Genomic DNA, 22,809 nt, shown 5'->3' on the forward strand with positions numbered 1-22,809 from the left:
ACCACCCGAGGTGATCTTCCATGAACGGTGCCCCCGCTGCCCCTGCCGAGTCGGTGTCGACTCTCGTCGCGCGCAACATCAGTGAGTTCCGCGCTGCGGTGTCCGAGTCCTTCGTGCCGCTGCAGGTCTCCAGCGGCGGTCCCGACCACTTCCGCGGTGTGATCCGCGGCGCGTCCGTCGACGAGGTCCATGTGACCGAGGTGCGCGCCACCTCGCACGTGGTCGAGCGCACCCCCGAGCTGATCGCCCGCGGAGACCGCTCGTACTTCAAGGTCAGTCTGATGCTCGCCGGCACCGGCCTGCTCATCCAGGACGACCGCGAAGCCGTGCTGCAGGCGGGCGACCTCGCCGTCTACGACACCGACCGCCCCTACTCCCTGGTGTTCGACCAGGACTTCCGCACCATGGTCGTGATGTTCCCCAAGCACCTGATCAGCCTGCCGTCCGACATGATCGGCCAGCTCACCGCCGTGCGCATCTCGGGCAAGGAGGGGCTCGGCGGCATGGTCGTGCCCTACCTCACCCAGCTCGCCGGGAACCTCGACCAACTCGCCGGTACCACCGGAGCGCGCCTCGCGCACAGCGCCCTCGACCTGGTCACGACCGTGTTCACCCGCGAGCTCGGGCTCGACGCGGTCTCGGCCGACCCGCACCGTGCGCTCGTGCAGCGCATCCGCGGCTACATCGACCGCAACCTCGCCTCCACCGACCTGGGTCCGGCGACCATCGCGTCGGCCCACTACATCTCGACGCGGCACCTGCACGGGCTCTTCCAGGAGCAGGGTGTGACCGTGTCGACCTGGATCCGCACGCGCCGACTCGAGCAGTGCCGACGTGATCTGCTCGACCCCATGCTCGCCGACCGCCCGGTCGCGGCCGTCGCCGCCCGCTGGGGCTTCGTCGATGCGGCGCATTTCAGCCGCGCGTTCAAGACGGCATTCGGCATCTCGCCCAGCGAATACCGCGCCGCGCGCTGACCTCCCGCTGACGCCCGCCGAAGCCGCTGAGCGGCGGGTCCGGTCTGGGAGGGCACGTGCTCTTGCCCGGGAGGGCACGCCGATTGACTCTCGGCGCGCGATGGCCGTCGCACGCTTGAGCCGATGCCACAGCACGCCACAGCATGGGGCAAGCGCACCGCGATGACGCGGCGCCCGGAGCAGTGAAGCTCCGCCACGTGCGACGTCTGGACTCCCATGACCGACATCTCCACAGACCGCTCACTCGATCCCGCACTCGACGAGTGGCGCACCTACGACGAGTTCGCCGCCGGCATCGACACCTACCGCCTGCCGAACATCGCACTCGAGGGCACCGGGGTCACGCTGACTCTCGACGACGGCGCCACGCTCACCCTGACCTTCGCCGCCGACACGGTCGCCTGGACCGGCTTCGACGCCTCCGGCACCGACCCGTACGACGCGGTCCGCGTGCGTGACGACGTCGTGTTCGTCAACATCCCGCTCGAGAGCCGCGAACGCGAAGCGGTGACCGTGGTCTTCTCGACGACGACGCACCGCGCGACCGTCGTGCGCTCCCGCATCGCAGCCGAGTCCGTCGAAGGGACTCCGCAGGTCGGTCAGGAATTCTGGGCTGCGACGACCGATGCCGGCCCCGCGACCGGCGACGTTCCCGGCCCCAGCCGCGACCTGATCGGCACGCGCAACGTCTACCGCTACAGCCCCGAGCACCTGTACGAGCACGTCTACATCTCCAGCCAGCGATACGCCTGGCAGTGTCTCGAGGGCGTACAGCGCGGACACGGCGACATGGACCTGTCGACGGTATGGAAGTTCGCCGACGGGCTCTACCTGTTCTGCTTCCGCGAGTTCCGCATCGCTGTCGCGAGCGTCTGGCTGCACGACCTGGGCTACGCGCTGATGACGACCGGGATCTTCCTCGGCCTCAACGGCGAGGGCCAGGCGGAGCACTCCCGCGGCGGCGGTCACATCTACCCCCTCGGGTCGGTCCGCTACCCCGACGCGCAGCCGGTGTGACCATGGGCAACGCCGACATCATCCGCGCCCACTACGCCGCCAACGACCGCGGCGACCTCGACGGCATGCTGGCCCCGCTGGCCGCGGACGTGCGCTGGACCGAGGCCGCCGGGTTCCCGTACGCGGGCACCTACATCGGCCCTGACGCGGTGACCGCGAACGTCTTCGCCCGCATCCAGGAGGACTGGGACGACTACACCGTCGCGATCGACGAGGTGGTCGACGGCGGCGACGTCGTGGTCGGCATCGGCACGTACTCCGGCACCCATCGCACCACCGGCCGCTTCTTCGCCGCCCGCGTCGCCCACCTCTGGCGGCTGGCCGACGGGCAGGTCATCGCCTTCGAGCAGTTCACCGACACCGAGATGGTCAACCGCGCACTGCGCGACGACACCACACGCAGCACCACATGACACAGCACCACACGACACAGCACCACACGACACAGCACCACATGACCATGAGAGGCAGGAAGCACATGAACAGACGAGCATCCGGCACCGCGGCGATCCTCGCCGTGGCCGCCCTCACCCTCGCCGGCTGCGCCGGCGGATCCGGAGACGGCGGAGGCGACGGCGCCCCGATCGTCGTCGGCTCCGTCAACACCATCAGCGGACCGGCGACCTTCCCCGAAGCTTCGCAGGCGGCAGCCGCCGTCTTCGACGCCTTCAACGAGGCGGGCGGCCTGGACGGACAGATGATCGAGTACAAGATGCTCGACGACAAGGGCGACCCGGCGACGGCCACCGCGTCGGCGCGCGAGATCGTGGGCAGCGACGGCGCCGTCGCTCTCGTCGGCTCCGCCAGCCTCATCGAATGCGAGATCAACGCCAAGTACTACGAGCAGGAGGGAATCCTGTCGCTGCCGGGCATCGGCGTCGACACCGGATGCTTCGCCAGCGACAACATCTCACCGGCGAACGTCGGTCCGTTCAACGACATGACCCTGACGCTGCAGTACGGATCCGAGGTGCTCGGCCTCGACGATATCTGCATCCTGCTCGAGATCGCCGGATCCACCCGTCCCACCTACCAGGCGGCCATCGACAAGTGGACCGAGCTGACCGGCAAAGAACCCAAGTACGTCGACGACACCGTGCCGTACGGGGCGTCGGACTACACGCCCTACATCGTCAAGGCGCGGGACCAGGGCTGCAAGGCACTGGCGATCAACCCCGTCGAACCCGATGCGATCGGACAGGTCAAGGCCGCCAACGCCCAGGGCTGGGATGACGTCACCTGGCTGTACCTGACGAGCGTCTACAGCGAGAACTTCGCCGACGCGATCGACGACGCCGGCGCCGGCATCTACGTGCCCGCCGAGTTCTACCCCTTCACCGAGGAGAGCGAGATCAACGCCGACTGGCGTGAGCTGATGGAGTCGAACGACATCGCACTCACCTCGTTCAGCCAGGGCGGCTACCTCGCTGCGACGTACTTCATCGAGGTGCTCGAGGGCATCGACGGCGACATCACGCGCGAGAGCGTCGCGGAAGCCCTGAAGAACATGGAGCCCATCGAGAACCCGATGGTCGGCACGCCCTACGCGTTCGGCACACAGAACACCGCGGGTTGGCCGATCATCCTGAAGTCCGGCACCAACGCCTGGGAGCAGGTCTCCGACGACTGGCTCCGCATCGGCGACTAGCCACCCTCCTCACGCCCTTCGTCTCGCTTCGCTCGCTCAGGAACCGGAAGCAACCCCGTTCCTGAGCGAGCAGCGAAGCTGCGAGACGACGGGCCACTTCAGAAAGGACGCCTCATGCTGCAAGGCGCCATCGCCGGTCTCGCCGCCGGCGGCCTCTACGCCGTCCTCGGCGTGTGCCTGACGTTGATGTCGCGCCTGGTGCGCGTGGTCAACTTCGCCCAGGCCGCGACCGGGATGTTCGGCGGCTTCACGGCCGTCTGGCTCGTGCGCGAACTCGGTCTGCCGATCTGGCTCGGGACCGTGCTGGGCGTGCTCGTCGCGGGCCTGCTCTCGGCCGCGATCGGCTTCATCGCCGCCACGTGGCTGTCGGAGGCCACGACCACCACCCGCTCGGCGATGACCGTGGGCCCGCTCCTGCTGCTGATCTCGATGTCGTTCATCCTGTTCGGCAACAAGCCGCAGCCGTTCACGCCCCTCATCGCCGGCCCCGCGTTCTCGCTCGGCGGCGTCGTGGTCAGTCAGGTCACCGTCGCGACCGTGGCGATGGCGGTCGTGACCGCTCTCGTGGTGCGGACGGTGCTCCGGCGCACCCGGGTCGGCACACAGCTGCGCGCCCTGTCGGAGCGCCCGACCACGGCTGAGCTCCTCGACATCCGCTCGCGTCCGCTCTCCATCGCGGTCTGGTTCGTGACCGGGGTGATCAGCGCGATCGCGATCATGATCGTCGCACCATCGCAGTCCAACGACGCCACCAGCCTGTCGATGCTGATCGTGCCCGCCGCCGCGGCCGCACTGCTGGGCGGATTCCGCCGACTCGATCTCGCGGTCATCGGCGGCATCGTGCTGGGCGTGCTCGGCGGGCTCGTCGCGCAGATCGACGAGGTCGCCCTCGTGCGCAACTTCCTCCCGTTCCTGTTCATCGTCGTCCTGCTGCTGTGGACGCAACGCAAGGAGGTGTGGGATGCCGCTCGCTGACCGCCCCCGTTTCACCGAGAGTCGCCTGTTCCGGGTGTCGTGGCCATTCGCGGCCGGTGTCGCCGCGATCGGCGTCGGCGCCGTGCTGAGCGCCGCACTGCCCGGCTACTTCGTCTTCCTCGCCATCAGCGCCGTGATCGCGAGCATCGCCATCCTCGGGCTCGGCATCGTCACCGGATCCGCAGGAATGATCGCGCTCTGCCAACTGACGTTCGCGGCCGTGGGCGCGTGGATCGTCTCGCTGCTCAACGTGCTGCAGGCACCGGGCGGCTTCGTGGTGTGGCTGCTGCTCGGCGGCATCGCGGCCGGACTCGTCGGCGTGCTCGTCGGCCTCCCCGCCCTGCGCCTGCGCGGCGTGAACCTCGCGGTCGTCACGCTCGGGTTCGCGGCGGCGGCCGACGTGACGCTCGTGCAGATCCAGTTCCCCGGCTCGTCCGAGGGCACCGCGATCGAGCGTCCCGAGATATTCTCGAACGACCGGGAGTTCTTCTTCCTCTCGATCGTCGCGCTGACCTTCTGCGCCTTGGCTGTGTTCTTCCTGCAGCGCAGCCGCTGGGGATCCAGCTGGAAGGCGGTCGCGTTCTCGGAGCGCGGCACGGCCGCCGCCGGACAGAGCGTGCAGCTCGCCAAGCTGACGGCGTTCGCGGTCTCGGCCGCGCTCGGCGGCATCGCCGGCGGTCTGCTCGCCGGTCAGGTGCAGCTGCCCTTCGCCTCGAGCTTCACGCCGCTGCAGTCGCTCGCGCTCTACGTGCTCGCGGTCATGTCGGGCGCGCACCTGATCGACATGGCGATCTTCGGCGGCATCCTCTGGGTGCTGGTGCCCGAACTCCTCAAGCGGTGGGGAATCCCGCAGGACTGGGGCTTCGTGATCTTCGGCGCGCTGGGCGTGCAGGCGCTCACCAGCGGCACGAACCTCGGCCAGGGCATCCGCAATCTCTTCTACCGCCGCGCCGACCGGCGAGCGGCGAGCGCGGCGCTGACGGCCTTGCCCGACGACGCCGCCCCCGACGCCTCGGCCATCACGACGACCACCACGGCAACGGTCGACGAGGCTGCTCTCGACGGCGCGCCCGTGCTCACCGTCGAAGGGCTGACCGTGCAGTTCGGCGCACTCAAGGCACTCGACGACGTGTCGTTCCAGGTGCCGGCCGCGTCGATCATGGGGCTGATCGGTCCCAACGGCGCCGGCAAGTCCACTTTTGTCGACGCGATCAGCGGCTTCCTGCCCAAACACGGGGGCCGGGTGCTGCTCGGCGACCGCGACTTGGCGGGTCTCTCCCCCACCCGGCGGGCCCGGCGGGGGCTGCGGCGCACCTTCCAGCAGGATCGCGTGCCGCCCGCGCTGACGATCGGCGCGTATGTGCGCTTCGTCGCACGACGCCGGCTCGCGGCATCCGACATCGACGAGGTGCTGGCCTTCTTCGGCTGCCCGCCCGCACGGGCGCGCCTGTCGAGCGTCGACGTCGGCACCCGACGCCTGGTCGAAGTGGCGGCGAACGTCATCGCACGCCCGCGTCTGCTGATCCTCGACGAGCCGGCGGCCGGACTCTCGCATGAGGAGCACCTGGCCCTCGCGGCGCGACTGCGCGAGCTGCCGGCGCGCTACGGCGTGGCGCTGATCATCATCGAGCACGACCTCGACCTGGTCCGCTCGGTCTGCCCCACCCTGACGGTGCTCGACTTCGGTCGCGTGCTCGCCAGCGGGCCGCAGGCCGACGTGCTCGCGAACCCCGACGTCGTCAAGGCGTACATGGGAGAGACGGAGCTGCTGAAGTGAGCGAACTCGTGCTGGATGCCGTCACGGTGCGCCGCGGCGCAGGACCGGTGATCTCCGACGTCTCGCTGCGCGTGCGCGGCGGTGAGGTGCTCGCGCTGGTCGGCCCGAACGGCGCCGGCAAGACGAGCCTGATCGAGTCGATCTCGGGGGTGACGCCGCACTCCGCCGGCACCATCACGCTCGACGGGGATCCGATCGACAAGCTGTCGCGCGTCAGCAGGGCGCGCCGGGGGATCGTGCACATCGAGCAGGGTCGGGCCGTGTTCCCCTCGCTCACCGTGCGCGAGAACATCTCACTGACCGCCCGCACGCCGGCCGAGGTGGATGCCGCGCTGGCACAGTTCCCCGAGCTCGAGAAGCGCATCGACTCCCCCACCGCACTGCTGTCGGGCGGCGAGCAGCAGATGGTGGTGCTCGCGCGGGCGTTCGCCGCGAAGCCCCGCGTGCTGCTGATCGACGAGATGTCGCTCGGACTCGCGCCGGTCGTGTTCCTGCGGCTGATGCCCATCGTGCAGTCGATCGCCGAATCCGGGGTGGCGGTGCTGCTCGTCGAACAGTTCACGCAGCTCGCGCTCGGGCTCGCGCGGGAGGCCGTCGTGGTCGCGGGCGGGCAGGTGTCGTTCCAGGGCACCTCCGACGCGCTCACCGCCGACCCCGCGCTGCTGCATCGCGCGTACCTCGGCGGATGAACGGATGCGCCGTCGCGGCGCGGCGATAGCCTGAGGGGGTGACCCAGACCATCCACGCCCGCGCCGTCCTCCTCGACATGGACGGCACCCTCGTCGACTCGACCGCGGTCGTGGAACGGCTCTGGCTCGCCTGGGCCGAACCGCACGGCATCGACCCGGAGCGCGTGCTGCAGGTCGTGCACGGGCGCCAGGGGCACCAGAGCATGGCGATCATGCTGCCCGAGCGCGACCACGCCATCAACCTGCAGGAGAACGAGGTGATGCTGGCGAACGAGTCGAACGACGTCGACGGCGTCGTCGCCATCGGAGGGGCGCACGATCTGCTGACCGCGATCGAGCCGTACCCGCACGCGATCGTCACGTCGGCGAATGTCGCGCTGATGACCGCACGCATGCGCGCGGCCGGGCTCACGGTCCCCGCGATCGCCGTCACCGCCGAGAACGTCTCGGCGTCGAAGCCCGACCCCGAGGGGTTCCTGCTCGGTGCGCGGCTGCTGGGCGTCGACCCCGCGGACTGCATCGTGTTCGAGGACTCGGGCGCCGGCATCCAGGCCGGACTCGCCGCGGGCATGCGCGTGCTCGGCGTCGGACCGCACGCCGGGGCGCACTCCCCCACGTTCCACGTCGACGACCTGTCACAGGTCGCCGTCGCCCCCACAGCCGACGGCTTCACCCTCACGATCGGCTGACGCCCCCGCGGTTCGCGCCGTTGCGCCCCGCCGCACCCCGTTCCGGTCGCACTTCGTGCCGCCGCCCGCCGCCGCGCCCCGTTCCGGTCGCACTTCGTGCCGCCGCCATCGGCCCGAGGCGGCAGCAACTGCGACCGGAACGGCGCCCGCCCAAGGCGGCAGCAACTGCGACCGGAACGGCGTGCGCCCGGCGCCCGGCGCCCGGCGCCCCGCGCCCCGCGCCCCGCGCTACATCCCCGCGTGGTCGAAGGCGATGGTCGGCACGTCCACCACGTGCGACCCGCCGTCGGCGACGATCACGGCACCGGTGATATACGACGACTCCCCCGAGCCGAGGAACCGCACGACCGACGCGATCTCTGCCGGCCGCGCGGGGCGACGCAGCGGCACGTCAGCGGTGACCGCGGCGTACGCCTCCTCGCGCGAGCCGAGCTTCGCCTGCGTGGCGAACTCGTCCATCTCCTCGTCGGCCATCGGCGTCTGCACCCACCCGGGGCAGATCGCGTTCACGCGCACGCCCTGCCGCCCGTAGTCGCGGGCGAGCGAGCGGGTGAGTCCGATCAGCGCATGCTTGCCCACGGTGTAGCCCGCGACCGACGGCCCCGCGAACAGCCCGGCGAGCGACGACACGATCACGATCTGCCCCTTCGACTCGATCAGCGCCGCGAGCGACTCCCGCGCCATCACGAACGCGGTGGTGAGATTCGCTCGGATCGACGCTTCCCAGCTCTCGTCGTCGGTCTGGGCGACCGGTGAGAACCCGTGGCCTCCCGCGTTCGCGACGAGCACGTCGATGCGCCCGAATGTCGCCAGCACCTCGGCGACGGCCGCCTTCGCGGAGGTCGTGTCGGCGGCATCCGCCACCACGGGGTGCGCTCCCACGGCGCGCTGCACCGCCTGCAGCGGCTCGGGTCGGCGGCCGACCACCACGACGTGCGCCCCCTCGGCGGCGTACCGCTCGGCGATGGCGGCGCCGATGCCCGTGCCGCCGCCGGTGATGACGACGACGCGTCCCGAGACCGTCGATCCGACCGTGAGTCCCATATCTGCTCCTGATGCTGTGGCGCGTGTGCGCGATGGATGATGCGGTCCCCTAGGCAGGGAATCCGGACCGGGCGCTGTACCCGAAGTCGCTGAGAAGTGTCGTGCCGTTGATGCTCCGGCTGCGGGGCGAGACCAGGTAGGTCACGTGCGCGGCCACCTCGCCGGCGGTCTGCACCGGGAACGCCGGGTCGTCGAGGGCGTCGGCGCCGAGGTCGCCCCGGCTCATCGGAGTGTCGACGATCGACGGCGCGACGGTGTTCACCCGGATGCCGCTGCCTGCCAGGTCGACCGAGAGCGCCCGCGCGAACTGCGTCAGCGCCGCCTTCGACGCCGCGTACGGCACCATGCCGGGAGAGGCGACCGTCGCGGAGTCGCTCGAGAGCAGGACGACGGATGCCGCCGGCGCGGCCCGCAGCGCCGGAAGCGCGTGCCGCAGCACGAGGAACGCGCCGGTGACGTTCACTGCGAACACGGCGTTCCACTCCGCGAGCGTGGTCTCGTCGATGCCCGAGCCGACCGGGCCCGAGATGCCGGCGCAGCACACCACGGCGTCGAGGCGCCCGAGCGCCGCCACCGCGGCATCCACCGCGTCGCCCACCTGCTGCTCCACCGTGAGGTCGGCGACCAGCAGCACCGCGTCCGGGCAGGCCTCGACACCCTCGGCTGAGCCGCCCGTGCCCGCGGTCTCGCGCAGTCCGGCGGCATCCCGATCGAGCAGGGCGACCCGCACCCCCTCCGCGGCGAGCGCACGCGCCACGGCACGGCCGATGCCGCTGCCCGCACCCGTGACGAGGGCGGTCGTGCCAGCCAGCTGAAGATCCATCATGTTCCCTCGACCGCGTCCGTGCGCCGGTCGGCGCGGTCGGAGGACGGCGGTGTCTTCCGTCATCCTGCTCCGCCGCATCCGCCCGGCGAACGGCTTCACCGGTGGTGTGCGCGCTGGCACACCCGTCTTTCGCTCAGGGTCAAGCGGCGGCTCGGGAGCGCGAGCAGACTCGCTCTATCGACGATCGCCCTGTCGCCGATGCCGCGGAAGCGGCCGTCACCGAGCAAAGGAGCAGACGTGGCACAGCACACCTCCGCATCCACGACCGAGCACACCGCACTCCGACCCGGCGCCCTGGGCGTCGCAGGCATCGTCTTCCTGGTGCTCGCCGCCGTGGCGCCGCTCACCGGCATCGTGGTCGTCGCATCTCTCGCGATCGCCCTCGGCAACGGCGGCGGCACCCCGATGTCGTTCTTCCTCGTCGCCGCGATCCTGCTGCTGTTCGCGGTCGGCTACGCGCAGATGTCGAAGCAGATGGTCAACGCGGGCGGCTTCTACGCCTTCGTCGTGAAGGGGCTCGGACGCACGGGCGGTCTGATCGCCGGACTGATCGCCACCCTCGGCTACAACTTCTTCGTGGTCGGCACGATCGGCACGAGCGGGTTCTTCATGCAGACGATCATCCGCGACCTCACGGGACTCGACGTGCACTGGCTGGTCTGGGGTCTGGTCTCGATCGTCGTGTGCTTCGTGCTCGCCCGCATCGGTGTCGACTTCAGCTCGAAGGTGCTGGGGGTCTGCCTGGTGCTCGAGGTGCTGATGCTGGTCGTCTTCGACGTCTCGGTGCTCGTGCAGACCGGCTACGACCTGGGCGCGTTCAGCCCCGAGGCGGTGTTCTCGGGCTCGCTGCCGATCGGTCTGCTGCTCGCCGCGACCGGGTTCCTCGGGTTCGAGGCGACGGCGCTGTTCAGCGAAGAGGCCAAGCAGCCGCTGCGTACGATCCCGCGCGCCACCTACACCTCGATCATCGCGATCGGCGTGATCCTCGGGGTCACCACCTGGGCCGTCGTCAGTGCGACCGGGGTGGCTCAGGCGCAGGCGACCGCGCTGGAGCACCTGCCCACCGGCGACCTCATCTTCTCGATCTCGCAGCAGTATCTCGGCGGCCCGATGACGACCGTCATGATGGTGCTGCTCCTGGTGAGCCTGTTCGCGGCGATGCTGGCGTTTCACAACTCCGCGACCCGCTACCTCTACTCGCTGGGCCGCGCCCGGATCCTGCCGCATGCCCTCGCCCGCACCCGGGCGAACGGGGCCCCGCAGCTCGCGGGTATCGTGCAGGCGGCGTTCGCGGGCATCGTCGCGGTGATCTTCGCGATCGCCGGCGCCGATCCGATCCTCACCCTGGTGCCGGCCATGCTCGGATTCGGCACCCTCAGCGTGCTGGTCCTGCAGGGCCTGGCCGCGATCTCGATCGTGGTGTACTTCCGCCGTGCGCGTGACCCGCGCTGGTGGAGCACGTTCATCGCTCCGGGAATCGGGTTCCTCGGCATCGCGGCGATCTCGGTGCTGGCGGTCGTCAACTTCAACATCGTCGCCGGATCCGAGGAGCTCGCGATCCGCCTGATGCCGCTGCTGCTCGTCGTCGCCCTGATCGGCGGCATCGCCTACGCCGCGTATCTGAAGCGCGCGAAGCCCGCCGTGTACGACGGGCTCGCCACCGACCTCGAGAAGGTCGCCACGCGCTGACCGGCTCGCCTCCCGATCTCGACATTCCGCCTCCCACCGAAGGAAGAACATGACCACGCTGAACCCCGCCGACACCTCCACCTGGCTGCCGCTGGAGGGCCTCGCGCCCGGATTCGACGCGAACAAGGCACCGCACAGCACCGCGCTGAGCGGACGCGAGATCGCCGTCGTCGACGCCCGCGGCACGCGCATCGTGCACCGTTTCGACGACACCACGGTGGCGTGGGACTACCAGCCCGGAGCGGAGGATGCGACCGCCGCGGCATCCGACACCGACGACTACGAGGCGTTCGAGGTCGACGACGACCTCTACTTCGTGCAGTTCCACCACCGCTACCTGCCGAACGAGGCGGTGTCGCTCGTCGTCGATCTGCGGCACGGACGCGCGCTCGCGATCATCTCGCTCATCCTGGATGCGCCAGAGAAGGGCCGCACTCGCGTGCAGCACATCTTCGTGCCGAGCACGATCGACGGCGCCGAGGTGACCGGTGTCGAAGCGGCGCCCACCACGACGCTCATCGGCCGTCGCGTCGAATGGGTCTACAGCGAGGAGCACGCCTACGAGCACGTGTACCTGTCGTCGCGCTGGTACTCGTGGCAGTGCCTGGCCGGTCCGGAGCGCGGTCTCGCCGACACCGACGAGAACAGCGTGTGGGAGGTGCGGCCGGGCATCTACATCTTCGCGTGGCGCGAGAAGGTCATCCCGTGCGCGTCGGTGACCATCGCCGACCACCGTGACGTGAACGCGATCCGCTCCCACGGCGTGCTGTTCGGGCTCGACGAGTCGGGCGAGGTGCCGACGCACTTCACCTTCGGTGCGCACGGACGGCTGCTGTCCACCACGCTGCACACGCCCGAGCTCGAGCCGGCGTCGTTCGGGGAGAGCTGACATGACGGCGGTCGCCGACCTCATCGTCACGGCATCCGTGATCCGCACCTCCGACCGGCAGAACCCGCTCGCCGAGGCCTTCGCCGTGCTCGACGGACGCCTCATCGCGGTCGGCTCCCGCGCCGATGTCGAGCGATTCTGCGGCCGACGCACGCGGGTGCTCGACGTCGGCGACGCCGCCGTGTATCCGGGGTTCGTCGATGTGCACAACCACCATGCGCTCGCCGGTCGCACCGATCTGTTCGAGCTGTCGCTGCCGGCGTCTCTGAGCCTCGACGCGATCCTCGATCGGGTGCGCGAGAAGGCGTCGACGCTGCCGGCGGACGCCTGGATCGTCGGCGGTGCGGTGGCCACCACCCTGCTGCCGGAGTTAGCGAACACCGCCTCGCGGCTGCTCCTCGACGAGGCCGCCGGGGGCCGCCCGGTGGTGCTCATGGAGGACTCCCGTCACAACCGGTGGGCGAACACGCGGGCGCTGGAGCTCGCCGGCATCACGCCGGGGGACGTTCCGGCATCCGGGGTCACGACGCTCGATCCCGACGACGGCACGCCCACGGGTGTGCTGCTGGAGGCGGCCGGCATCCCGGTGCAGGAGGCCTTCGACCGCACCGGAGGGCTGACGCCCGAGCAGCACGCCGCGGCGTCGCGACGCGGGGTCGAGTTGCTGAACTCCTTCGGCATCACGGCGTTCCAGGACGCCGGGGTCTCGGTCGAGATCCTGCAGGCGCTGGCCGACCTCGACCGGGCGGACGAGCTGCACGCCTGGGTCGTGTCGTCGCTGTTGATCAACGACGAGATCTTCGGCTTCGACCCGATCGGCGTGCCGCTGATCGAGCGCGGCGAGGAGTTCCGCACCGCGCATCACCGGCCTGACTTCGTGAAGATCTTCCTCGACGGCGTGCCGCCCGCCCGCACCGCGTCGTTCCTCGAGCCGTATCCGGCGGATGCCGCGCATGGCGCGCACTTCCACGGCGAGACGACGATGACCTTCGACGAGCTCGCCGGGTGGATGCGTTCCGTCGCCGCACGCGGTCTCGGCGCCAAGGTGCACTGCACGGGTGACGGGTCGGCCCGACTGGTGCTCGACGTGGCCGAGGCGCTGCGAGCGGAGGGCGTGACCACGCCGATCCAGATCGCCCACGGGCAGTTCCTCGCCGAGTCCGACATCCCGCGGCTGCAGGCGCTCGACGTCTCAGCCGACATCTCGCCGTTCATCTGGTACCCCGGGGTCATTCCGCAGGCGCTGTCGGATGTGCTGGGCGAACGCGCCGAGCACTCGCAGCCCAACCGCGCCCTGATCGACTCGGGCGCGCTGGTCGCCGGCGGATCGGACTGGCCGGTCAGCGAGTCGCCGAACACTCTCGAGGGTCTGCAGGGGCTCGTGACCCGGGCGGATCCGCTCGAACGTGCGCCCGGTGTGCTGTGGCCCGAGCAGGCGATCAGCGCCGCGGAGGCCCTGGATGTGTTCACGATCAACGCCGCGACCGCGATGGGCCTCGCGGGCGAGACCGGATCGCTGGAGGTCGGCAAGTCCGCCGACTTCGTGGTGCTCGCGCGCGATGCGATCGCAGGCCCGGCCGAGCAGATCGTGCACACGCCGGTGCTGTCGACGTGGTTCGCCGGTCGCGAGGTGTTCACACGCTGAGGACCCCGGAATAGCGACGAGACCCCGGCCTGCGAACGTCAGCAGGCCGGGGTCTCGTCGCGAAAAGCGGCGTCTCAGCGGTCGAGGTCGAGGAGGAACCGGGCTCCGCGCTCGCCGATCATCGCGGCCGGCGCATTGGTGTTGCCGGTGGGGACGGTCGGGATCACCGACGCGTCGATCACACGCAGTCCGTCGATGCCGTGCACACGCAGCTGCGGGTCGACGACCGCCTGGTCGTCGGTGCCCATCCGGCACGTACCCACCTGGTGGTGGTAGGTGATCGCGGTGCGACGCACCCACTCCTCGACGTCGGCGTCAGACACCTCCGGGCCGGGGTACGCCTCGACCGCGCCCCACTCCTCGGCGAGCGCGGGTCGTGCGCCGATGCGACGGCACTGACGGACGGATGCCGCGAGCGACGCGACATCGCGCTCATCGGAGAGCGCCGCGAGGTCGATGTTCGGCAGATCGGCGAGTCCCGGGCCCGAGAGCGTCAGGGCACCGCGGCTGTGCGGGCTGACCAGTCCGGCCATCATCGTGAATCCGTCGTCTCCGCGCGGTTCGAGCTCGCCCCACATGGGAACGGAGAAGTGGATGGGCTGCGTGTCGGGTTCGGGGAGTCCGTCGCGGCTGCGCCAGAACAGGTGCGTCTGGGTGACCGAGACCCCCGGCTGCGGCGGACCGACCGGTCGTTCCGTGGTGGTGAAGATCACGGGTGAGAGCAGGTGGTCGTGCAGGTTCTTCCCCACGCCCGGGGCATCGTGCACCACAGGGATGCCGTGCGCCTGGAGTTCGGCGGCGGGGCCTATACCGGAGCGCAGGAGGATCACGGGCGAGCCGATCGCGCCCGCCGAGAGGATGACCTCGTCGGCGAACACCTCTTCGGTGGCATCGCCTTCGCCGAGCCGCACGCCGATCGCCCGGCCCTCCTCGACGATCACGGAGTGCACCTCGCGACCGGTGAGGATGGTGAGCCGGTCGGCGACGGGCTGCGCGTACGTGGTCCAGGTGTTCACGCGGCGCCCGTCGCGGATCGTGACCTGCTGCTGCGAGACGCCGTCGAGGGTGCCGCCGTTGTAGTTCGGGTTGTGCGCGAGCCCTTCCTGCACGGCCGCGTCGATGATCGAGGCCTGCACGGGCGACAGCGTGTAGTCGTCGCTGACGTAGAGCAGGTCGTGCTCGATCGCATCGAATACCGGCTCGACGTCGGACCAGGACCAGCCGGTCGCCCCCTGGTTCTCCCAGCGGTCGTAGTCGGATGCCGCGCCCCGCACCCAGATCATGGCGTTCAGCGCGTGGGACCCTCCGGTGACCTTGCCTCGCGGCAGGTGCAGGCGCCGTCCCGCGGCGTGCACCTGCGGCACGGTGAAGAAGTCCCAGTCGTCGGCGGAGTGCCACAGCTCCCCCGCGCGCGAGGGGTCGTGGATGGCCGGGTTCGTGTCGTATCCGCCGGCTTCGATGAGCGTCACGTCGACGCCGGCATCCGCCAGACGACGAGCGACGATCGCTCCCGAGGTTCCGGCACCGACGATGATCGCGGTGCGCACCGGTCAGCCCTTCCGACCGGGGCCGGAGACGACCTGCGTGACGGCGACCGACTTGAGCCCTTCGACGCCGAACTCCAGGCCGTAGCCAGAGCTCTTCACGCCGCCGAACGGCACCATGGGGTGGAGTCCGCCGTGCGAGTTGATCCAGACCGTGCCGGATTCCATGCGGGCCGCGGCCGCGCGGGCGGCGTCGGGGTCGCTGGACCAGACCGATGCTCCGAGGCCCGCGTCGTGCGCGTTGGCCAGCGCGAACGCCTCGTCGACGTCGCTGTAGCGGATCACCGGAAGCGCGGGGCCGAACTGCTCCTCCTGCACCAGGTCGGCGTCGTTCTCGATGTCGGCGACGATCGTCGGCCGGTAGAACAGCTCGCCGAGTTCCGGGGCGGCCTCTCCGCCCGTCGCGATCCGGGCGCCGCGGCTTCGGGCGTCGTCGACCAGGCGGCTCACGATGTCGAACTGGGGGCGGTTCTGGAGCGGGCCGAGCACGTTGTCCTCGTCGAGGCCGTTGCCGATCGGGACCGATGCCGCGATCTCGGCCAGCGCGTCGACGACCTCGTCGTACACAGAGTCGTGCACGTACAGCCGCTTGAGCGCCGCGCAGGTCTGCCCGGTGTTGATGAACGCGCCCCAGAACAGGTCCTCGGCGACCGCGGCGACATCCGTGCCGGGAAGCACGATGCCCGCATCGTTGCCGCCGAGTTCGAGGGTGAGCCGGGCGAGGTTGCCCGCCGAGCTCTCGATGATGCGTCGGCCGGTGGCGGTCGATCCCGTGAACATGATCTTGTCGATGTCGGGGTGCGACGAGAGACGCGCACCGACTTCGCGGTCGCCCGAGACGCCGATGAGGACGTCGGCGGGGAGGTGGTCGTTCATCACCGCGAGAAGGGCGAGCACGCTGAGCGGCGTGTACTCGCTGGGCTTCGCGACGACCGTGTTGCCCATGCGCAGCGAGGGACCGATCTGCCAGATCGTGATCATGAGGGGCCAGTTCCACGGCCCGATCGCGCCGACGACACCGGCGGCCTTGTAGATGAGTTCGGCGTGCAGCGTCTCGTCGTCGATGAGCACCTGCGGCTCGAGGACGGTGGCGGCGTTGGTGCGCAGCCACGCAGAGCAGGCCCCGAGCTCGAAGCGGGCGTTCGGTCCGTTGAGCGGCTTGCCCTGCTCACGCGACAGGAGGTACGCGAGCCCCTCGGCGTTGGCGTCGATCGCGTCGGCCGCGGCGAGGAGTCGCTCGATGCGCTTCTCGTGCCCGAGTGCTTCCCAGGCGGGCTGGGCGGCCCCGGCGCGGGCGATGGCGTCGTCGAGGTCGTCGACCGAATGCTCGGGCGCGCGTCCGATGATCTCGCGCGTCGCGGCATCCGGGATCTCTCGTCCTGCGCCCTCCGGCGCCTGGATGCGGTCGAGCAGCGCGGCGGCTGCGGAGGCGGCGGATTCAGACATCGGGACTCTCCTTCGAGCGTGGTGCACCCCAGCGTCAGGGCTGGTCGTCCTCTCATTCTCGATCGGTGCGTGCGGACGCACTTGTCGAGGAGCGCGCCGCAGATGTCCCAGTGCGAAGGGATCATGCGGCGGGGTGGTTCCGCAGGTGGCTTGCGGTCGCACTTCGTGCCGTCTGCGGCACCGCGGGGCGGCAGGAACTGCGACCGGAACGCCCCAGGCCCGCGGGCGCCCGGCAGGAACTGCGACCGGAACGCCCCAGGCCCGCCGGCGCCCGGCAGGAACTGCGACCGGAACCTACGCCCGCGTGAAGTCCTCGAAGATGAGGATCGTCCGCGTCGACCGGATCGACGGGATCGCCTGGATGTCCTCGAGCACGATGCGTCGGAGGTCGCGCGCATCACTCGCCCGCACGAGCAGGATCACGTCGTAGTCTCCGCCGACGAGCGCCATGTGCTCGATCTCCGGGATCGCTCGCAGCCGCGCGCTCACGTCCTGCCAGGTCGCCTGTTCGATCGCCAGGGTGACGTACGCGCTGGCATGGTGACCGAGCAGCACCGGGTCGGTGCGCACGGTGTACCCGGTGATGATGCCGGCATCCGTGAGCCGCTTGATCCGCGCGTGCGCCCCGGCACGCGAGATGTGCACGGCGTCGGCGATCGCCGTCATCGAGGATCGCGCGTCGCGGCGCAGCTCCTCCAGGATCGCGTGGTCGATCTCGTCGAGCGTCGTCATCTCATCCCACCCCTTCGTGGTCGGCTCCGATTCTGACACTTCGTCACTGAAACCGGCAAGATGCATCGGATCGTCCAGCATCCGCCTCCGACCATTGGATGAGTGACGGTTTCGGAGCACACTTTCCTCATCGAGTTCGGCAAGGAGGGCGAACGGATGCTGCACACCGACCTGCTTCCGCGCGACATCGCGGTGCGACTGATCGACGAAGACGGCACGGCCGTCGCGGACCCGGGATACGCGCTGCCCGACGCCGACACTCTGCTCACCGCCTACCGCGGGCTCGTCGAAGGACGCCGCATCAACGATCAGGCGGGCGCGCTCGTGCGCCAGGGGCGCCTCGCCGTCTATCCCTCGTCTCATGGCCAGGAGGCCTGTCAGGTCGCGGCGTCGCTGGTGCTCGACGACACCGACTGGCTGTTCCCGACCTACCGCGACTCGGTGGCGGTCATCGCCCGCGGCGTCGCTCCGGCCGATGCGCTCGTGCTGCTCAAGGGTGATTGGCACTCCGGGTACGACGTGCGGGCACACCGCGTCGCGCCCCAGGCCACCCCGCTCGCCACCCAGCTGCTGCATGCGGTCGGATTCGCGCAGGCTGCCAAGCACCGCGGCGAGGACACGGTCGTGATGGCCCTGTGCGGCGACGGCGCCACCAGCGAGGGAGACTTTCACGAGGCGCTGAACTTCGCGGCCGTGTTCCACGTGCCCGTGGTGTTCTTCGTGCAGAACAACGAGTTCGCGATCTCGGTGCCCCTCTCACGGCAGACGGCCGCGCCGTCACTCGCGCACAAGGCCATCGGCTACGGCATGCCCGGGGAGCGCGTCGACGGCAACGACGTCGCCGCGGTGCTCGCGGTGCTCGGAGGCGCTGTCGCCCGGGCACGCTCCGGCGGCGGACCGACCCTGGTCGAAGCGCACACCTATCGCATGCAGGCGCACACCAACGCCGACGACGACACCCGCTATCGCGAGCGCGCCGAGGTGCAGGCATGGGCCGCACGCGATCCGCTGCTCCGACTGCGCGCCCATCTCACCCACGCCGGAGTGCTCGATCAGGACACCGAGGCTCGTTTCGCCGCGGGCGCTGAAGACATCGCCGCCGCGATGCGCGCCGCCCTCAACACCGACGCCGACCCCGACCCCGAAGACCTGTTCCGCTTCGTGACCGCGACCCGCTCGCCGCAGCTCGAGGAGCAGTGGATGCTACTGCGCGGAGAGCTCGACCGCGCCGACTCCCCCGCTCCGTCGCACACCGGAGGTGCCGCATGACCCTCACCCACGACCACCCCACCCACGACCACGCCCTCGACGAGCACGCCCTCGACGAGCACCCCGTGCGCGCCTCGGCGCCTATCCGCCCTGTCGCGACGATGAGCATGGCGGCCGCTCTCAACCTCGCCCTCGCCGACGCGATCGAGGCCGATCCCGACGTGGTGGTCTTCGGTGAAGACGTCGGCGCGCTGGGCGGAGTCTTCCGCGTCACCGACGGCCTCACCGCCCGCTTCGGCGAGGAGCGCTGCTTCGACACCCCGCTCGCCGAGTCCGGCATCGTGGGCACCGCGGTCGGCATGGCCATGAACGGACTGCGCCCGGTGGTCGAGATGCAGTTCGACGCGTTCGCGCTGCCGGCCTTCGAGCAGATCGTCAGCCACGTCGCCAAGCTCGGCAACCGCACGCGGGGGCGGGTGCGGATGCCGCTCGTGATCCGCATTCCGTTCAGCGGAGGCATCGGCGGCGTCGAGCACCACTGCGACTCGTCCGAGGCGTACTACGCGCACACGCCCGGGCTCACCGTGATCAGCCCGTCGACCCCGCAGGACGCGTATTCGCTGCTGCGCGCCGCGATCGCCTCGGCCGACCCGGTGATCTTCCTCGAGCCGAAGAAGCTGTACTGGACGAAGGGCGAGGTCGACACGGCCGTCACGGCTGAGATCGGAACGGCGCGCATCGCGCGTGACGGCACCGACGTCACGCTGCTCGCGTACGGCGCATCGATGCCGCTCGCGCTGGAGGTCGCCGATGCCGCCGCCGCCGAAGGGCGCAGTGTGCAGGTCGTCGACGTGCGCTCCCTCTCCCCCTTCGACGACGCCACCGTGATCGCCGCCGTGCGCTCGACCGGCCGCGCCGTGGTCATCGCCGAGGCGCCGGGCTTCGTGTCGGTGGCATCCGAGATTCAGGCCCGCGTCTTCGAGCGCTGCTTCGAGTTCCTCTCGGCCCCGGTGCGCCGGGTGACCGGATTCAACATCCCCTACGCACCTCCGAAGCTCGAGCACTGGCACCTGCCCGACGTCGACCGCGTGCTCGACGCGATCGACACGCTGCACTGGGGTGACGACTCATGACCCTCGAATCGACGACTCACACCGCGCAGGTGTTCCGGCTGCCCGACCTCGGCGAAGGACTCACCGAGGCCGGGCTCGTGCAGTGGCTGGTCGCGGTCGGCGACACCATCGCCACCGATCAGCCGATCGCCGAGGTCGAGACCGCCAAGAGCATCGTCGAGCTGCCCTCGCCGTTCGCCGGAGTGGTGACTGCGCTGCACGGAGCAGCGGGCGACACGATCGACGTCGGCGCGCCCGTGCTCGAGGTGCAGGATCCGGATGCCGCGGCCCGCGGCTCTTCCGACGAGCCGCCGTCCGAGCTCGAGCAGGAGACCTACCGCGCCGAGGAGCGCGCAGGCTCCGGCAACGTGCTCATCGGCTACGGCACTCGCGAAGGCACCGCGACGGGTCGTCGCCGGCGCCCCGCAGTCACGGCGCTCAGCGCTCGCGCTGCGACGCCGGCGACCACGGATGCGGTCGCGGTCCCGGATGCCGTCCCGGTCGCGGCCCCGCTTCCGGCTACGACCGAACCACCGCGCCGCACGGTCGCCGTGCGCTCCCCGCTGGTGCGCCGACTGGCGCGTGATCTCGGCCTCGACGTGCACGCGATCACGCCGTCGGGTCAGGACGGCGCGATCACCCGCTCCGACGTGCTGCGTGCCGCCATCGACAGCGCCGTCGACAGCGCAGGCACGACGGCCACCGAGTCCGTCGACGGCCTCCCGGTCCGCTCGCGGGAACGCCTGTCGCCGCTGCGCCGGGCCGTCAGCGCCAAGCTGTCGCGCAGCCGCGCCGAGATTCCCGAGGCGACCGTCTGGGTCGACGTCGACGCCACCGAGTTGTGGAACGTGCGCGGCCGGATGGTGCCCGACGGCGAGAAGGCGCCCTCGATCACCGCGCTGCTCGCCCGGTTCGTGCTGATCGCACTCGAGGAGCACCCCGTGCTCGCGTCACGTCTCAGCACCGACGGCCAGGAGTTGATCTCCTTCAACGGAGTCAACCTCGGGGTCGCGGCCGACACCGAGCGCGGCCTGATGGTGCCGGTGATCCCGCGGGCGCATGAGCTGAGCATCCAGACCCTCGACGTCGCGCTGCGTGACCTCGCCGCGTCCGCACGCGCCGGCTCCCTGCCGCCAGAGCGCCTGCGCGGCTCGACGTTCACGCTCAACAACTACGGCGGCCTCGGCGTCGACGGATCCGCCGCCATCATCAACCACCCCGATGTCGCGATCCTCGGGATCGGTCGCATCATCGAACGTCCCTGGGTCGTCGAGGGCGAGATCGTCGCGCGACGCATCGCGCAGCTCTCGCTCGTGTTCGATCACCGGGTCTGCGACGGCGGGTACGCGGCGAGCTTCTTGCGACGCGCGACGGAGCTCGTCGAGCATCCGCTGCGCGCCTTCGGGAGGGTGTGACCGCAGCGCTCGATCTCGATGCGCTCATGCGGTATGCTCAGCAATTACTGACCGATCAGTCGGTTATGAAAAGGGGCGTCTCACGCCCCTTTCCCGGTATCAGAACAATGGAGTTCGCAATGACGTCAGCAGTGTCCGATCAGCCATCGACCAGGCGCATGCCCGCCGAGGAACGACGGGTTCTCGCCAGCACCCTCGTCGGAACCTCGATCGAGTGGTACGACTTCTTCATCTACGCACAGGCCGCGGGCCTCGTGCTCGCCCCGCTCTTCCTCGCCCCGATCGCCGAGGAGAACCGCGGCTTCGCGCAGGTGCTCTCCTTCGCCACGATCGGCATCTCGTTCCTCTTCCGCCCTCTGGGTGCCATCGTCGCCGGTCACCTCGGCGACAAGCTCGGTCGGAAGAAGATGCTCGTCTTCACGCTCATCATGATGGGCCTGTCGACCGCACTGATCGGCGTCCTGCCCACGTATGCCGCGATCGGTGTGGCCGCTCCCATCCTCCTCATCCTGCTGCGCATCCTGCAGGGATTCTCCGCAGGTGGCGAATGGGGCGGTGCGGCACTGATGGCCGTCGAGCACGCGCCGCGTGCACGACGCGGACTGTTCGGCGCGTTCCCGCAGATCGGCGTCCCGATCGGCATGATCCTCGCGACGTTCACACTGTGGGCGCTCACGAGCGCGATGTCTCCGGAGGCCTTCCTCGAGTGGGGCTGGCGCATCCCGTTCCTGCTGTCCATCGTGCTCATCGGCGTCGGCTACGTGATCCGCCGCGCGGTCGATGAGAGCCCGATCTTCGAGGACCTGGTTCGTCGCCGCAAGGAGGCGTCGGCACCGCTCAAGCGACTGTTCCAGAAGAACACCAAGCAGGTCGTCCTCACCGCGATCATCTTCATCGCCAACAACGCCGCGGGCTACCTGCTCATCGCGTTCTTCGCGACCTACGCCGTGACCGTGCTCGGCATGGAGCGCCCTCCGGTGCTGCTGGCGACGACACTCGCGTCGTTCGGCTGGCTCGCGTTCACCCTGTGGGGCGGCCACCTGTCCGACCGGATCGGCCGCATCCGCACCTTCCAGATCGGGTACGTCGCCCTCGCTCTGTGGGCCGTGCCGATGTGGATCTTGATCGACACTGCGAACATCCTCTGGTACTTCGTCGCGCTGTTCGTCATGACGTTCGCGCTCGGACTGTCCTACGGGCCGCAAGCGGCTCTGTACGCCGAGATGTTCCCCGCGAACGTGCGGTACTCGGGCGTCTCGATCGGCTACGCCCTCGGCGCCATCCTCGGCGGAGCGTTCGCACCGATGATCGCCGAAGCGCTGATGAACCAGTTTCAGGCGTCGTGGACCATCGGCCTCTACATCGCCGTGGCGGCGGTGATCTCGCTCGTCGGCGTCTCGCTGGTGAAGGAGACGAAGGACGTCGACCTCTCGATCTGACCGCACGACCGAGGCCTGAGGAGTCCGCGGTGTCTCCCTCGGCGGAG

20 protein-coding genes are annotated in these 22,809 nt (G+C 70.1%); 15 read left to right on the forward strand and 5 right to left on the reverse strand.

Features of this window, described 5'->3' with window-relative positions; all coding sequences use genetic code 11:
- Positions 1-20: 20 nt before the first annotated feature.
- From AC2D10_RS05945 to AC2D10_RS05980, 8 genes are all read left to right on the forward strand, one after another.
- The gene (locus AC2D10_RS05945; RefSeq protein ID WP_484711086.1) at positions 21-977 is read left to right on the forward strand and encodes an AraC-like ligand-binding domain-containing protein; all 957 of its coding nucleotides are present in this window, start codon (positions 21-23) and stop codon (positions 975-977) included.
- Positions 978-1,193: 216 nt separating this feature from the next.
- Positions 1,194-1,994: a MoaF C-terminal domain-containing protein gene (locus AC2D10_RS05950; protein ID WP_484711087.1), complete on the forward strand. Its 801-nt coding sequence runs from the start codon at positions 1,194-1,196 to the stop codon at positions 1,992-1,994.
- Between the two features lie 2 nt (positions 1,995-1,996).
- Complete coding sequence (locus AC2D10_RS05955; RefSeq protein WP_484711088.1) at positions 1,997-2,407, forward strand: nuclear transport factor 2 family protein; 411 nt, start codon at positions 1,997-1,999, stop codon at positions 2,405-2,407.
- A 65-nt stretch (positions 2,408-2,472) separates the two neighbouring features.
- On the forward strand, positions 2,473-3,642 hold the full coding sequence (locus AC2D10_RS05960) for an ABC transporter substrate-binding protein (protein ID WP_484711090.1): 1,170 nt from the start codon (positions 2,473-2,475) through the stop codon (positions 3,640-3,642).
- Between the two features lie 114 nt (positions 3,643-3,756).
- Complete coding sequence (locus AC2D10_RS05965) at positions 3,757-4,617, forward strand: branched-chain amino acid ABC transporter permease (protein WP_484711091.1); 861 nt, start codon at positions 3,757-3,759, stop codon at positions 4,615-4,617.
- The gene (locus tag AC2D10_RS05970) at positions 4,604-6,394 is read left to right on the forward strand and encodes a branched-chain amino acid ABC transporter ATP-binding protein/permease (RefSeq protein ID WP_484711092.1); all 1,791 of its coding nucleotides are present in this window, start codon (positions 4,604-4,606) and stop codon (positions 6,392-6,394) included. Before AC2D10_RS05965 ends, AC2D10_RS05970 begins: the two co-directional genes overlap by 14 nt.
- Positions 6,391-7,083: an ABC transporter ATP-binding protein gene (locus AC2D10_RS05975; RefSeq protein WP_484711094.1), complete on the forward strand. Its 693-nt coding sequence runs from the start codon at positions 6,391-6,393 to the stop codon at positions 7,081-7,083. The genes AC2D10_RS05970 and AC2D10_RS05975 overlap by 4 nt, the downstream gene beginning before the upstream one ends.
- A gap of 38 nt (positions 7,084-7,121) precedes the next feature.
- Positions 7,122-7,772, forward strand: coding sequence for an HAD-IA family hydrolase (locus AC2D10_RS05980; RefSeq protein ID WP_484711095.1), 651 nt, complete (start codon positions 7,122-7,124; stop codon positions 7,770-7,772).
- Positions 7,773-8,000: 228 nt separating this feature from the next.
- Here the strand turns inward: AC2D10_RS05980 and AC2D10_RS05985 are convergent, their stop codons facing one another.
- Both AC2D10_RS05985 and AC2D10_RS05990 read right to left on the reverse strand, forming a co-directional pair.
- On the reverse strand, positions 8,001-8,816 hold the full coding sequence (locus AC2D10_RS05985; protein ID WP_484711097.1) for an SDR family NAD(P)-dependent oxidoreductase: 816 nt from the start codon (positions 8,814-8,816) through the stop codon (positions 8,001-8,003).
- Positions 8,817-8,865: 49 nt separating this feature from the next.
- Complete coding sequence (locus AC2D10_RS05990) at positions 8,866-9,705, reverse strand: SDR family NAD(P)-dependent oxidoreductase (protein WP_484711098.1); 840 nt, start codon at positions 9,703-9,705, stop codon at positions 8,866-8,868.
- Positions 9,706-9,879: 174 nt separating this feature from the next.
- On the opposite strand from AC2D10_RS05990, the gene AC2D10_RS05995 reads away from it, so the two are divergent.
- From AC2D10_RS05995 to AC2D10_RS06005, 3 genes are read left to right on the forward strand one after another with little or no spacing between them, the layout of a single operon-like run.
- Complete coding sequence (locus tag AC2D10_RS05995) at positions 9,880-11,331, forward strand: APC family permease (RefSeq protein ID WP_484711099.1); 1,452 nt, start codon at positions 9,880-9,882, stop codon at positions 11,329-11,331.
- 49 nt (positions 11,332-11,380) lie between these two features.
- Positions 11,381-12,220: a molybdenum cofactor biosynthesis F family protein gene (locus tag AC2D10_RS06000; protein ID WP_484711101.1), complete on the forward strand. Its 840-nt coding sequence runs from the start codon at positions 11,381-11,383 to the stop codon at positions 12,218-12,220.
- A gap of 1 nt (position 12,221) precedes the next feature.
- On the forward strand, positions 12,222-13,865 hold the full coding sequence (locus tag AC2D10_RS06005) for an amidohydrolase (RefSeq protein WP_484711102.1): 1,644 nt from the start codon (positions 12,222-12,224) through the stop codon (positions 13,863-13,865).
- A 74-nt stretch (positions 13,866-13,939) separates the two neighbouring features.
- On the opposite strand, the gene AC2D10_RS06010 is transcribed toward AC2D10_RS06005, so the two are convergent.
- The 3 genes from AC2D10_RS06010 to AC2D10_RS06020 form a co-directional block, all read right to left on the reverse strand.
- Positions 13,940-15,412, reverse strand: a complete 1,473-nt coding sequence (locus AC2D10_RS06010) for a GMC family oxidoreductase (RefSeq protein ID WP_484711103.1) — start codon at positions 15,410-15,412, stop codon at positions 13,940-13,942.
- Positions 15,413-15,415: 3 nt separating this feature from the next.
- On the reverse strand, positions 15,416-16,855 hold the full coding sequence (locus AC2D10_RS06015; RefSeq protein WP_484711105.1) for an aldehyde dehydrogenase family protein: 1,440 nt from the start codon (positions 16,853-16,855) through the stop codon (positions 15,416-15,418).
- A gap of 294 nt (positions 16,856-17,149) precedes the next feature.
- Entirely contained in the window at positions 17,150-17,587 is a 438-nt protein-coding gene (locus tag AC2D10_RS06020; protein ID WP_484711816.1) for an Lrp/AsnC family transcriptional regulator, read from the reverse strand.
- Positions 17,588-17,743: 156 nt separating this feature from the next.
- Here AC2D10_RS06020 and AC2D10_RS06025 point away from each other — a divergent pair, with 156 nt between their 5' ends.
- From AC2D10_RS06025 to AC2D10_RS06040, 4 genes are all read left to right on the forward strand, one after another.
- Positions 17,744-18,856, forward strand: a complete 1,113-nt coding sequence (locus AC2D10_RS06025) for a thiamine pyrophosphate-dependent enzyme (protein ID WP_484711817.1) — start codon at positions 17,744-17,746, stop codon at positions 18,854-18,856.
- Positions 18,857-18,957: 101 nt separating this feature from the next.
- Positions 18,958-19,929, forward strand: a complete 972-nt coding sequence (locus AC2D10_RS06030; protein ID WP_484711818.1) for an alpha-ketoacid dehydrogenase subunit beta — start codon at positions 18,958-18,960, stop codon at positions 19,927-19,929.
- Positions 19,926-21,323: a dihydrolipoamide acetyltransferase family protein gene (locus AC2D10_RS06035; protein WP_484711106.1), complete on the forward strand. Its 1,398-nt coding sequence runs from the start codon at positions 19,926-19,928 to the stop codon at positions 21,321-21,323. Before AC2D10_RS06030 ends, AC2D10_RS06035 begins: the two co-directional genes overlap by 4 nt.
- A gap of 119 nt (positions 21,324-21,442) precedes the next feature.
- On the forward strand, positions 21,443-22,762 hold the full coding sequence (locus tag AC2D10_RS06040) for an MFS transporter (RefSeq protein ID WP_484711107.1): 1,320 nt from the start codon (positions 21,443-21,445) through the stop codon (positions 22,760-22,762).
- Positions 22,763-22,809: the final 47 nt, after the last annotated feature.

This window comes from Microbacterium sp. PI-SA-G (assembly GCF_057215335.1).

What these genes read in the sequence shown, in the direction of transcription:
- AC2D10_RS05945 (WP_484711086.1), top strand. Translation starts at nt 21, where the DNA reads ATGAACGGTGCCCCCGCTGCCCCTGCCGAGTCGGTGTCGACTCTCGTC.
- AC2D10_RS05950 (WP_484711087.1), top strand. Translation starts at nt 1,194, where the DNA reads ATGACCGACATCTCCACAGACCGCTCACTCGATCCCGCACTCGACGAG.
- AC2D10_RS05955 (WP_484711088.1), top strand. Translation starts at nt 1,997, where the DNA reads ATGGGCAACGCCGACATCATCCGCGCCCACTACGCCGCCAACGACCGC.
- AC2D10_RS05960 (WP_484711090.1), top strand. Translation starts at nt 2,473, where the DNA reads ATGAACAGACGAGCATCCGGCACCGCGGCGATCCTCGCCGTGGCCGCC.
- AC2D10_RS05965 (WP_484711091.1), top strand. Translation starts at nt 3,757, where the DNA reads ATGCTGCAAGGCGCCATCGCCGGTCTCGCCGCCGGCGGCCTCTACGCC.
- AC2D10_RS05970 (WP_484711092.1), top strand. Translation starts at nt 4,604, where the DNA reads ATGCCGCTCGCTGACCGCCCCCGTTTCACCGAGAGTCGCCTGTTCCGG.
- AC2D10_RS05985 (WP_484711097.1), bottom strand. Translation starts at nt 8,816, where the DNA reads ATGGGACTCACGGTCGGATCGACGGTCTCGGGACGCGTCGTCGTCATC.
- AC2D10_RS05990 (WP_484711098.1), bottom strand. Translation starts at nt 9,705, where the DNA reads ATGACGGAAGACACCGCCGTCCTCCGACCGCGCCGACCGGCGCACGGA.
- AC2D10_RS06000 (WP_484711101.1), top strand. Translation starts at nt 11,381, where the DNA reads ATGACCACGCTGAACCCCGCCGACACCTCCACCTGGCTGCCGCTGGAG.
- AC2D10_RS06005 (WP_484711102.1), top strand. Translation starts at nt 12,222, where the DNA reads ATGACGGCGGTCGCCGACCTCATCGTCACGGCATCCGTGATCCGCACC.
- AC2D10_RS06015 (WP_484711105.1), bottom strand. Translation starts at nt 16,855, where the DNA reads ATGTCTGAATCCGCCGCCTCCGCAGCCGCCGCGCTGCTCGACCGCATC.
- AC2D10_RS06020 (WP_484711816.1), bottom strand. Translation starts at nt 17,587, where the DNA reads ATGACGACGCTCGACGAGATCGACCACGCGATCCTGGAGGAGCTGCGC.
- AC2D10_RS06025 (WP_484711817.1), top strand. Translation starts at nt 17,744, where the DNA reads ATGCTGCACACCGACCTGCTTCCGCGCGACATCGCGGTGCGACTGATC.
- AC2D10_RS06030 (WP_484711818.1), top strand. Translation starts at nt 18,958, where the DNA reads ATGAGCATGGCGGCCGCTCTCAACCTCGCCCTCGCCGACGCGATCGAG.
- AC2D10_RS06035 (WP_484711106.1), top strand. Translation starts at nt 19,926, where the DNA reads ATGACCCTCGAATCGACGACTCACACCGCGCAGGTGTTCCGGCTGCCC.
- AC2D10_RS06040 (WP_484711107.1), top strand. Translation starts at nt 21,443, where the DNA reads ATGACGTCAGCAGTGTCCGATCAGCCATCGACCAGGCGCATGCCCGCC.